The 11,778-nt window shown below is 72.8% G+C and carries 10 protein-coding genes; 4 read left to right on the forward strand and 6 right to left on the reverse strand.

All coding sequences use genetic code 11. The annotated features are described in order from the left end of the window. Positions 1-3 precede the first annotated feature (3 nt). Complete coding sequence (locus GUY61_RS26875) at positions 4-480, reverse strand: DUF6328 family protein (RefSeq protein ID WP_243766780.1); 477 nt, start codon at positions 478-480, stop codon at positions 4-6. Between the two features lie 200 nt (positions 481-680). Beyond that, positions 681-1,922 (reverse strand): PP2C family protein-serine/threonine phosphatase, encoded by a 1,242-nt coding sequence (locus GUY61_RS26880; RefSeq protein ID WP_166632835.1) that lies wholly within the window; start codon positions 1,920-1,922, stop codon positions 681-683. A gap of 371 nt (positions 1,923-2,293) precedes the next feature. On the opposite strand from GUY61_RS26880, the gene pgm reads away from it, so the two are divergent. Then, positions 2,294-3,937, forward strand: coding sequence for a phosphoglucomutase (alpha-D-glucose-1,6-bisphosphate-dependent) (gene pgm / locus GUY61_RS26885; protein ID WP_166632836.1), 1,644 nt, complete (start codon positions 2,294-2,296; stop codon positions 3,935-3,937). A gap of 537 nt (positions 3,938-4,474) precedes the next feature. Here pgm and GUY61_RS26890 read toward each other — a convergent pair. The 3 genes from GUY61_RS26890 to GUY61_RS26900 all read right to left on the reverse strand — a co-directional run bounded on the left by GUY61_RS26890 (position 4,475) and on the right by GUY61_RS26900 (position 8,276). Then, positions 4,475-7,204: a SpoIIE family protein phosphatase/ATP-binding protein gene (locus tag GUY61_RS26890; protein WP_166632837.1), complete on the reverse strand. Its 2,730-nt coding sequence runs from the start codon at positions 7,202-7,204 to the stop codon at positions 4,475-4,477. Between the two features lie 151 nt (positions 7,205-7,355). After that, positions 7,356-7,787, reverse strand: coding sequence for a hypothetical protein (locus tag GUY61_RS26895; protein WP_166632838.1), 432 nt, complete (start codon positions 7,785-7,787; stop codon positions 7,356-7,358). 78 nt (positions 7,788-7,865) lie between these two features. Next, the gene (locus tag GUY61_RS26900) at positions 7,866-8,276 is read right to left on the reverse strand and encodes an ATP-binding protein (RefSeq protein WP_166632839.1); all 411 of its coding nucleotides are present in this window, start codon (positions 8,274-8,276) and stop codon (positions 7,866-7,868) included. A gap of 288 nt (positions 8,277-8,564) precedes the next feature. Here GUY61_RS26900 and GUY61_RS26905 point away from each other — a divergent pair, with 288 nt between their 5' ends. The 3 genes from GUY61_RS26905 (at position 8,565) to GUY61_RS26915 (ending at position 11,082) form a co-directional block, all read left to right on the forward strand. Next, the gene (locus GUY61_RS26905) at positions 8,565-9,461 is read left to right on the forward strand and encodes an RNA polymerase sigma factor SigF (protein WP_398957013.1); all 897 of its coding nucleotides are present in this window, start codon (positions 8,565-8,567) and stop codon (positions 9,459-9,461) included. A 484-nt stretch (positions 9,462-9,945) separates the two neighbouring features. Continuing rightward, positions 9,946-10,461, forward strand: coding sequence for a MarR family transcriptional regulator (locus tag GUY61_RS26910; protein ID WP_313896870.1), 516 nt, complete (start codon positions 9,946-9,948; stop codon positions 10,459-10,461). A 231-nt stretch (positions 10,462-10,692) separates the two neighbouring features. After that, a complete protein-coding gene (locus GUY61_RS26915) occupies positions 10,693-11,082 on the forward strand; it encodes an STAS domain-containing protein (protein WP_313896871.1) in 390 nt (129 codons plus the stop codon). A 173-nt stretch (positions 11,083-11,255) separates the two neighbouring features. Here the strand turns inward: GUY61_RS26915 and GUY61_RS26920 are convergent, their stop codons facing one another. Further along, a complete protein-coding gene (locus tag GUY61_RS26920; RefSeq protein WP_166632840.1) occupies positions 11,256-11,666 on the reverse strand; it encodes an ATP-binding protein in 411 nt (136 codons plus the stop codon). Positions 11,667-11,778 lie beyond the last annotated feature (112 nt).

The raw sequence follows: 11,778 nt of genomic DNA on the forward strand, positions 1-11,778 counted from the left end.
CCCTCAGACGGTTTCGCTGCGCGCGGAGCGCCGGCGCAGCCGGAGCGGCAGTACGTACCAGCACACGCCGAAGTACAGCATCACCCCTGCGACGAGGACCTCGGCGAGGACACCGGGCAGGACGACGCGCAGGATGAGCAGAAGGGTGGCGCCGATCGTCAGGGCGAGCAGAACCATTCCGCACATCATCAGCCGGTGGGCGGTCTCCACCACCTCGTCCTTCATCCGCTGGCCGGACAGGAAGCGGTGTATCGACACCGGGGCTATGAGGGAGCCGGTGGCGGCCGCGCCGAGGACGACGGTGACCACGTAGATGGTGCGGTCGATGGTTCCCAGGTCGCGGAAGCCGGGTGTGAAGGCGACGCTGAGCAGGAAGCCGAAGAGGATCTGCACGCCGGTCTGCGCGACCCGGGTCTCCTGGAGGATCTCGTTCCAGCGCCGGTTCACCCTCTCGCGCGCGGGTTCCGGCGGCTCCTCCATGTGCCTGCTTATGTGGTGGACGACTCGGGGGCGCGCGGCCCTCGGGGACGCCTCGTCCGCGGCCCGGTCCTCCTCGGCGGCCACGGGTGCGGGGCGGTCCGTCAGGGCCATGATCTCCTCCACTTCGGCGGTGGACGTCGGGAAGTTCCGGATACCCCGGACGGCCTGCGGCAAGCCCGCGCGGCCGCACATACCCCGGCTCAGCCCCCGGCGGGGGCGCCGTCGGCGGGGCGGAGCGCCGGATTGCGGGCGTTTCCCTTCCACTCGAGGAAGAGCACGGTGGCGTCGTCGTCGAGACGCCCGCTGTGGTGGTCGAGTACGGCCTGCATCAGGCGGCGCAGCATCTCGGGCACCGGCCGCGCGTCGGCGTGCCGCCGGACGACGAAATCGGTGAACCGGGCGAGCCCGAACGGGCGGCCGTCGCGGTCACGCGCCTCGGTGATGCCGTCGGTGTAGAACAGCAGTCGGTCCCCCGGTTCCAACTGTTCCCGGCAGAGGGTGACGCGCAGCCCCAGGTCGGTGCCCATGGGGTGGGCCGGCGGGCTTCTCAGGGTGGTGGTCCAGCGTCCGCCGCGGATCAGCACCGGTGGGTGGTGGCCACGGTTGACCCAGGTCAGCGTTCCCGTCCTGGTGTCGAGGTCTGCGAGCACACCGGTGACGTAGCGGCTGTGGCCGAACTGCTCGATCAGGATCTCCTCGATCCGCTGGGAGACGGTCACCAGGTCGGTGTCCTGCCGCCGCTGGGCACGGCAGGCGGCGACCGCGAGATTCGCGGTGAGTCCGGCCGCGCTGTCGTGACCCATGGCGTCGAACACCGCCAGGTGCAGCGTGTCGTGCGCGACGGCGTAGTCGTAGGCGTCGCCGGCCACCTCGTACGCCGGTTCCATCCGCGCCGCGACGACCGCGCGGTCGTTGGCGAAGGCCGTCGGCGGCATCAGCTTCCACTGCATCTCGGCGGCGACCCCCATCGGCCGGGTGCGCACCAGCCGTGCGTACGAGTCGCTGAACGGGCGCTTGCTCACCAGCAGCAGCCCGGTCAGGGACGCGAGCCGCTCGGCCAGTGCGTCCGCGTCGGGCGAGCCGTCGGGTACGTCGACGCGCAGCACCCCGAGCCGCTCGGTGCCGTCCAGGACCGGCACCCACTGCCGCCGGTGGCCCGCGCCGCCGCCGTGGCCGGCCAGGACCCGGGTCTCGCGGAAGGCCCGTCCCGGCAGTGACCCCTCGACGGAGAAGCGCTCGCCGCCCTCGCCGGCGTCGGGCCCGCGGCCGGTGAGTTCCCTGAGCCCCTGCTCGCGCAGGTCGGCCACGAACAGACGGGCCCGGCCCAGCCCCGCGGCGGCGGCGTGCGACTCCAGCAGCGCCGGTAGCTCCTCCACGGCCGTCATATGCGCGTATTCCAGCAGGTCGCCCAGGAGGCGCCCCATGGCTTCGGTCCCCGTCATGGCACACGTCCGTTCTCGGTTCGGGACCGCCCGCGCGGCGCCTCCCCCGCGGCACCGCGGGCGGGCGGTGCCGCGCGGGCGGTTCCGTGACTCGGGTGACGCGTGTCCGTGCCGGCGTACGGCAAACGTGCGACCGCCGGTCCATCGCCACGGCGGCACGGGGCGGCGGGAACGGGCGGCGGCGCCGCGGTGACCGTGGGTCCGTGCGCGGGCACGGGCTGTGCGATGCTCCTCGTGCAGACCGGGTGACGGTTGTCCGCACTGGCGCGCGGGCAGGTGTCGCTCCGGCAGGGTTCGCGGACGGAGCCCGGCCGCGCCGACCGCCCGAGGGGCGTGGCCGGTGACCGGGCGGATGCGGAAGGAGCAGGCGGATGCCGCACGAGGGGGCCGGGCAGCCGGCGCGTCCCGAGGATCTCGTCGATGTGGCGAGGCTGGTGACCGCGTACTACACATTGCACCCGGATCCGGGTGATCCGGGTCAGCGGGTGGCGTTCGGCACGTCGGGGCACCGTGGGTCCTCGCTGGCCACGGCGTTCAACGAGGACCACATCGCGGCGACCAGTCAGGCGATCTGCGAGTTCCGGGCGCTGCGGGGCACCGACGGGCCACTCTTCATGGGTGCCGACACGCACGCGCTGTCGGAACCGGCCAGGGCTACGGCTCTGGAGGTGCTCGCCGCCAACGACGTGCGGGTTCTCATCGACACCACCGACGGCTACACGCCCACACCGGCGGTCTCGCACGCGATCCTCACCCACAACCGCGGCCGGACCTCGGGGCTCGCCGACGGGGTGGTGGTGACGCCCTCGCACAACCCGCCGGCCGACGGCGGCTTCAAGTACAACCCGCCGCACGGCGGACCCGCGGGCTCCGACGCCACGGGGTGGGTCCAGGACCGCGCCAACGAGATCATCGCGGGCGGCCTGAAGGAGGTACGGCGGATCCCGTACACCCGGGCGCTGGCGGCGGCCACCACCGGCCGGTACGACTTCCTCGGGCAGTACGTGGCCGACCTGCCCGCCGTGCTGGACCTGGACGCGGTGCGCGCGGCGGGCGTGCGGATCGGCGCCGACCCGCTGGGTGGTGCCTCGGTGGCCTACTGGGGCCGGATCGCCGAGGAGTACCGGCTCGACCTGACGGTGGTCAATCCGCTCGCCGACCCGACCTGGCGGTTCATGACCAGGGACTGGGACGGGAAGATCCGCATGGACTGCTCCTCGCCGTACGCGATGGCCTCGCTGATCGGACAGCGCGACCGGTTCCAGATCGCCACCGGCAACGACGCGGACGCCGACCGGCATGGGATCGTGACGCCCGACGCGGGGCTGATGAACCCCAACCACTACCTCGCCGTGGCCATCGGGTACCTGTACACGCACCGCTCCGGGTGGCCGGCGGGGGCCGCGGTCGGCAAGACGCTGGTGTCCTCGGGCATGATCGACAAGGTGGCCGCCGATCTCGGGCGGCGGCTTGTCGAGGTGCCGGTCGGCTTCAAGTGGTTCGTGGACGGGCTCGCCGATGGCTCGCTCGGCTTCGGCGGCGAGGAGTCGGCCGGGGCATCGTTCCTGCGCCGCGACGGTTCGGTGTGGACCACCGACAAGGACGGCATCATTCTGGCGCTGCTGGCTTCCGAGATCCTGGCGGTGACCGGCCGTTCCCCGTCCGAGCACTACCGGGAGCTCACGGAGCGGTTCGGCGCTCCCGCGTACGCCCGGGTGGACGCCCCGGCGACCCGGGAGGAGAAGCAGGTACTGGGCCGGCTCTCACCTGAACAGGTCACGGCGGACACCCTGGCCGGTGACCCGATCACCGCGGTCCTGAGCGAGGCGCCCGGCAACGGCGCGGCGATCGGCGGCGTCAAGGTGACCACGGACCGGGCCTGGTTCGCCGCCCGCCCCTCGGGCACCGAGGACGTGTACAAGGTCTACGCCGAGTCGTTCGAGGGCCCGGACCATCTGGCGCGCGTCCAGGAGGAGGCGAAGGCCGTGGTGTCGGCGGCGCTGGCCACCGGCTGACCCGGCTCGGCCGGCCCGCGAGGCCGCGCGGCTCCGGACCGCCGCGCGGCCTCGGCAGGCCCCGTCGTTCCCCGGCACGCCGGGGGCAGAGCTCTTGCGGGACCGTCCGGCCCCGGGCCGCCGGGCAGTCCCGGGCCCCGGCGGCGGGCGGCGGGCGGCCCGGGACACCGGGCACCTCCGGACCCCGGCTGGGCCCGTCGTCCTCTCCCGGCAACCCCCGCAGGGCCCCCGGCGAACACCGGCAGGCCACGCGCATGGCGGCCTGCGGGCCGGACGGCCCCAGACGCCGGGCAGTCCCTGGCCCCGCCGGCCCGCGGAGTGCCCCCGGCGGCACGGTCGCCCGGCCGTGGCCCGGTGGCGTCGGGAGCGGGCGCGCGGCCGTCCCGCCGGACGGACCGGAGGCAACCGGCCGCCGGAGTCGGCGCCCTCGGCGCCCGCGACTCATGCGGTCCTACCCTGTTCGCGGGTTGGACGGGCCTTCGGCGGGGCGGCCTCGCAGATGGCGAGGGAGGTGGCCAGGGCCGTCCAGGAGAGCACTCAGAGGCTGTCGATGCTGTCGACGTCCAGGAGGGCGAAGGCCGCCGCGCCGGCCTTCTCACCGGCTTCCGGCAGCAGCTGCTCGGCCCAGATGACCTTGCCCTCGGCCGTGTAGCGGGTGCCCCACCTCTCCGCGATCTGGGCCACGAGGAACAGCCCGCGCCCGCCCTCGTCGGTCGTCGCGGCGTACCGCAGGTGCGGCGAGGTGCTGCTGCCGTCGGACACCTCGACGGTGAGGGTGCGATCGCGCAGGATCCGTACCCTCACCGGCGCGGAACCGTAGCGGATGGCGTTGGTGATCAGTTCGCTGAGGATCAGTTCGGTGCCGAAGGCCAGCTCCGCCAGGTCCCACTCCGCCAGCTTCGCGCCCACGGTCGCGCGCATCCCGGAGACCGCGCTCGGGTCGACCGGCATGTCCCATTCGGCGACCTGGTCGTCGGTGAGCGCCCGTACGCGCGCGACGAGCAGCGCCACGTCGTCGCGGGGACGGGCGGGCAGGAGCGCGTCGAACACCGCCCGGCAGGTTTCCTCGGGCGAGCGGTCGCGGTGGGTCAGCGCGCCGCGCAGCAGTTCCAGTCCCTCGTCGATGTCGCGGGCGCGGTCCTCGATCAGGCCGTCGGTGTAGAAGACGAGGCTCGTGTGCTCGGCCAGTTCGAGTTCGGCGGTCTCGAAGGGCATGCCGCCGAGCCCCAGCGGCGGTCCGGCCGGCAGTTCGGGGAACTCCACGGTCCCGTCGGGGCGGACGAGGGCGGGCAGCGGGTGGCCGGCCCGGGCCATCGCACACCGCCGGGAGACCGGGTCGTACACGGCGTACAGACACGTGGCGCCGAGCATGCCGACGCCCACCGCACCCCCGCCGTCGTTGTCGTCGCCGCTCTCGTCCTCGATACCGGTGACCAGGTCGTCGAGGTGGCCGAGCAGTTCGTCCGGCGGCAGGTCGAGCGAGGAGAAGTTGTGCACGGCGGTGCGCAGCCGCCCCATGGTGGCGGCCGCGTGCAGTCCGTGGCCGACGACGTCGCCCACGACGAGCGCCACCCGGCTGCCGGGCAGCGGGATCACGTCGAACCAGTCGCCGCCGACACCGGACTGGGCGGGCAGGTAGCGGTGGGCGACCTCGACGGCGCTGTTCTCCGGCAGGGCGCGGGGCAGCAGACTGCGCTGGAGCGTGACGGCGAGGGCGTGCTCACGGGTGTAGCGGCGGGCGTTGTCGATGCTCACGGCGGCCCGCGCGACGAGCTCCTCGGCCAGGGACATCTCCTCCGCGTCGAAGGGCTCGGGCTTCTCCGAGCGCCAGAAGTTGACCACTCCGAGGACGGCGCCCCTGGCCTTGAGCGGGACCGTGATCAGGGAGTGGATGCCGTACTCGACGATCCTGGCGGCCCGCGCGGGGTCCTGGACGTGCCAGCCGGGCGCGTCGGACAGATCGGGCACGAGTGTGGACGCGCCGGTGTCGAAGCCGCGCCGCTGCGGCGTGGAGGGGAGGAAGTCGATCAGCTTGCCGCACGGGTAGAGCGGGTGGTCGTCGCGGATGCCGCGGACCGCAGTGCGGCGCAGGTCCGCGCCGGAGCCGGTGGGCTCGTCCCCGCGCAGCACCGGCTCCGCGAGGTCGACGGTGACGAAGTCGGTGAACCGCGGCACGACGACCTCGGTGAACTCCTCCGCGGTCCGTACGACGTCGAGCGTGGTGCCGATGCCGACCCCGGCGTCGTAGAGCAGTTTCAGGCGGGTACGGGCCTCCTCCGCCCGGCCTGTCAGCGCGCGCAGCTCCGTGGAGTCCCGGACTGTGGCCACGGTGCCCATGGGGCCGCCCTCGCCGTCGGTGGGCCGCTGGTTCACGGCCAGCAGGCGGTCCCCGGCCACATGGACCTCGTCGGTGGCGGTCCTGCCGGACCTGAGCAGGTCCGAGATCTCCGGGTCGAGGCCCGTCAGGTCTCCGACGAGCCGTCCCTCGGCGTCCGCCGGCAGGTCGAGCAGCCGCTTGGCCTCGTCGTTGGCGAGCAGGATCCGTCCGTCGTCGCCGACGATGAGCACCCCCTCCTTCACGGCGTGCAGGACCGCGTCGTGGTGCTCGTACATGCGGGTCATCTCGGTGGGTCCGAGACCGCGCGTCTGCCGTTTGAGCCGTCGGGCGACCAGCGCGGTCCCGGCGGTGGCCACGGCCAGGCCGGCGGCGCTGGTGAGGAGGATGACGGGGAGCTGCCGGTCCACGACGCCGGTGACGTTCTCGACCTTCAGGCCCGCGGAGACCAGGCCGACGACCTTGCCGTCCGGGGCGGTGACCGGCACCACGGCCTGGACCTCGCGGCCCAGCGGACCGTCGACGCTCTCGACGAGGACCTCACCGTGCAGCGAGGGCTCGATGGTGCCGACGAATCTCTTGCCGATCCGGTCGGGCAGCGGGTGCGAGTAGCGGATCCCGCGGGTGTCCATGACGACGATGAAGTCGACACCGGCGGCCTTCCGCGTCTCCTCGGCGAGCGGCTGGAGGGTCTTGGAGGGGTCGTCCTCCTTCAGCACGTCCTGCAGGCCCGGGGAGCGGGCGAACGTCTCGGCGACGGCGACCGAACGGTTCTTCGCCTCCCGGTCCCCGTCGTAGCGGGACTGGAGCACGAGTGCCAGGCCGGCCCCGGCTACGAGCAGCACCACCATCGCCACCTGGAGGACGAAGACCTGCCCGGCGACGCTCAGTGAGCGCTTGGTGGTCACCCGCGCCAATGAAGTGCCCGGCATGGGACGGTGCAATGGGCCACGCTGTATTTGTAACACCAATACCGGCGGGTGAGCGGCCCGAACGGCGGCGAGAGGGCATTCGGCAGGCGCGCGCCGCCGCCCGGGCACGGGGTTCGTGCCCGGGCGGCGAGCGACCGCTGCGCCGGCCGGTCTACAGCCGTCCGCCGGTGAGGCGCGAGAGGGGACCGCGCTGCCTGAGACCGGCCCGGCGGCCGAGAGCGTAGGAGGAGGCGACGGCTGCCGCGGCTCCGGCTCCCGCGCCGGCCACGACCGCCTTCCTCGCCCTGATCAGCGTCCAGAGCAGGCCTGCCTTGCCGGCCGTTGCCCCTGCGGCCGAGGTGACGCTCTCCTGGAGGGTCCTGGCTGCCTCCCTCGCCTTCTGCGAGGCCGCCCCGCCGAAGGCCGTCACCGCCTCCTTGCCGCCGCGGCCCGCGGCGCTCACAGCCTCTCCGGCTTTCCCCGCCTTGCCCGTGGCCTTCCGGGCCTCGTCGGCGGAGGCCGCCGCGCTCTGTGCCGCGGTCTTCTTCGCTGCCCGCACGGTCGCGGTGGCGGGTCCGTTCGTCGTCCTGTTCGATCCACTCATACCTTGCGGGTATCCGGCCGTCCCGCCCGCAAACGGTCCGTGGCCGCGTGGCGGCCTCAGGAGGGCATGGTGGCGGCCTCACAGGGGCATGGTGGCGGCCACCGCCTTGCCTCCGTCGGCGCGGTCCCAGACCGTGATCCCGTCGGCCAGCCGGGACGCGATGTGCCAGCCGAAACCACCGGTGCTGCCCGAGAGGTCGGGCGTACGGCCCCAGGGGCGGGCCGGGGCCGGGTCGTCGACCTGCACGCGCAGGCGGTTGCCCTCCGCGGTCAGGCGGAGCCGGGTGATGGCTCCGGCGTGCCGCAGGGCGTTGGTGACCAGTTCCGACACCAGGAGCAGGACGCTCTGTCTGGTGACGGCGGGCGGAACGGGCTCCAGGCCGGACAGGAAGGCCGCGGCGACGTCCCTCGCCTCGGCGGCGAGCCGCGGCCTGCAGACGACCTCGGCCCGGCGCCCCGGGCGGGCTCGGCTCACTTCGGGCTGGTTCATCGTTCTTCCCGTCCGTTCGCGTGGGTGTTCCGCTCTCCTGCGGCTTCCCGCCCCCTCACCTCTCCAGGTGTCCGTTTCGTGCGTACCCAAGCGTGCGGCGTGCATCTGCCGGCCGCCGGTCTGCCGGTCTGCCCGGATCGGCGTAACATCCGCCGGCTTGCCCACACCGGCGCGGCGGCGCACTATGGAAACAGGAATCCGGAAAACTTTTTCGCTTGACGGGGAATGAATGCCCGGCCCCGGGGCACACGCTGCTCGCAGGGATCCGACATTCGGGAGGGTTAGGTCATGACGATGCCGCTGCAGGCTGGGAACACGCGGCCCCCGGAAACGGGGCCCGAGCAGTCGACGCCGGCGGAGTCGGCCGTCGGTGAGCTGCCCTGGATCGAGAACGCGGAGTCCGTCGCGCCCAAGGACGCCCGGGCGCTGTCGAAGGTGTTCTTCGACCGGCTCGAGGTCCTCGACGAGGGCACGCACGAATACCAGTACGCGCGCAACACGCTCATCGAGATGAACCTGTCGCTGGTCCGTTTCGTCGCCAACCGGTTCCGCAGCCGGGGGGACGAGATGGAGGACATCATCCAGGTGGGCACCATCGGTCTGATCAAGGCGATCGACCGGTTCGACCTCTCCCGTGAGGTCGAGTTCCCGACGTTCGCCGTCCCCTACATCGTCGGCGAGATCAAGCGCTTCTTCCGCGACACCAGCTGGGCCGTGCACGTGCCCCGACGGCTCCAGGAGCTGCGCGTGGACCTCGCGAAGGCCAAGGAGCTGCTCTCCGCCCGACTCGACCGCGAACCCACCGTGAAGGAGCTCGCGGAGCACCTCGGGCTGAGCGAGGACGAGGTCGTCGAGGGTCTCGTCGCGGCCAACGGTTACTCCGCGGACTCCCTGGACATGCCGCAGGGCGGCGACGACGCCCAGGTCAACAGGACCGGCCGGACGTTCGCCGACCTCGTGGGCGCGCCGGACGCCGGCATGGAGACGGTGGAGAACCTGCACGCGCTGGCTCCCCTGATGGAGCAGCTGGATCCGCGGGAACGCCTGATCGTGAGCATGCGGTTCGGGCAGGAGATGACCCAGGCGCAGATCGGCGCGGAGCTGGGGATCTCGCAGATGCATGTGTCCCGGCTGCTGAGCCGGATCGTGAAGCGGCTGCGCACCGGACTGCTGGTCGAGGACTGACAGTACTGACAGTGAGGATGTGACGCGGGCCGCGCGCCGCGGGCCGCCGGGCCGAGGCCGTACGGAAGCCGGGTGTCCGCCCGGTCCGTACGGCCTCGTCTCATCTCCGGGCCGCTCCGGCGCCCCGCGCCGTCCCGGCGCCCTCGGGGCGGCCGAACCGGTCGACGCACAGGACGAGCGCGTCGTCGAGCGCCTCGGCCCTGGGGGCTGTTCGACATGGACAGGGGCGTCGCCGGCCCGGTGGCCGGGTCGAAGGGCAGGAGCACGGTGAGCCCGTAGTCCGCGAGGTACAGCCGCACGGAGGTGGCTCCCCGGCGCCGCTCCAGCACTCCGCGCAGCACGTCGACCAGCGCGTGCGGGGCCGCCGCGCGCAGTGCTGCTTCTACATCCTCGTGTCCGGTCACGGTCTCTGAGACATTCTTTCTCCAGGGGTGCAGTGGCTTCCGGGCTGACAGGAACCCTTGTCGGGTGACAGAGTGGGCGGGTGTCTCGCTTCACCAGTCAGCAGCGCTCGCGCGAGCAGGTGGCCCATGCCGCCTGTGCCGCCGCTGAGCTGCTCGAGGTGCTGTGGGGACGCGGCCAGGAGGCGGTGTCCGCGGGAGCCGTCTCCCCCTCGCAGCTGCGGGCCCTTCTCGTCATCGAGAAGTACGAGGGCACAAACCTCCGCGCCCTCGGGGAGGCCCTGGGTTCCCGGCCGCCGTCCGTGAGCAGGCTCTGCGACCGCATGGAGGCCATGGGGCTGGTCCAGCGCTCGCCGAGCCCGACCAGCCGCCGCGAGGTGGAGCTCCGCCTGAGTCCGCGGGGGCACAAGGTCCTCGAGGAGTACCGCGCGGTGCGCGGGCGCGAGATCAGCGCCGTGCTGGGCCGTATGGAGCCCGCTGCCGTGGCGGCCCTGGCCGAGGGCCTCGCCGCCTTCGAGTCGGCGGCGGCGAAGCAGCTGGGAACCGCTTCCGGGGCCGCGACGGAGCACGGCCTCGGTGCCGTGGCGGACAGCGCCTAGCTTCATCCGGACTCCGCCCCACTCCGCTTCCGCCGACCCCATGGGCCGCAACCGTTCCATGCCGTTACCGGGAACAGATTGTTGCCGTTCAGAGAATGTTGTCAAATAGCAACTATCACTTCTATCGTTGGAGTGTCATGCCGTGCCGTCGGATCGTGTCCGGGTGGCGCGGTGTGCTCCGTGCCGCCGACCGGGCGGCGCGTGCGCCCGTCCGGATGCCTGGGGGATCCCGTGCAACCACCCCGCAGTGCAGGTTCGATCACGCGACTCACGGCCGCCGGAGACCCGGGGGTCCTGGTCGTCGCGGCCTCGGGCGATCTCGACCTGGGCACGGTGGCACCGCTGCGCGCCGTCCTGGAGGAGGCGGCCGAGGAGGGCAGGTCCCCCGTCGTCCTCGATCTCTCGCACGTCACGTTCGCCGACTCCACCACGCTCAATGTGCTCCTTCACGCTCGCGCCTCGCTGGGTGACGGCCTGCGTCTGGCGGCGCCCTCGGCCTTCGTACGGCGAGTGATCTCTCTCACCGGGGTGGACACGGTCGTCCTCGTGTACCCGACTGTCGAGGATGCACTCGAAGGCGCACCGCGGACGGCCGGAACCGCCGCGGACGGCGCTGGCTGAACAGCCGGGCCGTCCCCCGGTGGGCCCCAGGGTGTTCCCCGGCGGACCTCGGGCGCTCCCCGGCGGACCTCAGGCGTTCCCCGGCGGGCCTCAGGCGTTCCCAGGCGGGTGCGTACCTGTCCGCCTCACCCGACCGTCCGGCTTGTCCGACCGTCCGCCCGCGACGCCACGGGTCACCACGGCAGGAAGACATGCACCGTCTTCCCGAAGGGCTCGTCGACGACGACGGCCTCCTCGGCGAGTGCGTTGATCACGTACCAGCCGACGCCGCCACGCCCCGTCATGTCCATCGGTGTCGGCCTGGGCGGGTCGTGACTGGTGTCACCGACCTCTATGTGCACTCCCTCCCCCGTGTCGCGCAGGGTCAGGGTGAACGGGCCCGGTGCCCAGCAGACGCAGTTGACCACCAGTTCGGCCACGACCAGCACGACGTCGTCGGGTGCGTCCGGGTTCGCCGGCGCACGCCGCCCGGCCAGTTCGGCCACGAACGACGCCGCGGCGAGCCGGGCGTCGGTGACATGGCGCGGCAGCCCGTCGAACCGCCACGCCCGCACGCCTTCCGGCGACTTACCTGGATCCACCATCTGCATATCTCTGCCGGTCGGACCTGTGGACTTCCATAACCTCCCCCGCCTCGCGGGAAACATGTCGGCCCCGCGCTCCCCCGGCGCTCCCCCGGCGCGGCGCCCGCGCGGC

Source organism: Streptomyces sp. GC420, assembly GCF_009916105.1.
In the GTDB taxonomy this organism is placed as follows: Bacteria; Actinomycetota; Actinomycetes; order Streptomycetales; family Streptomycetaceae; genus Streptomyces.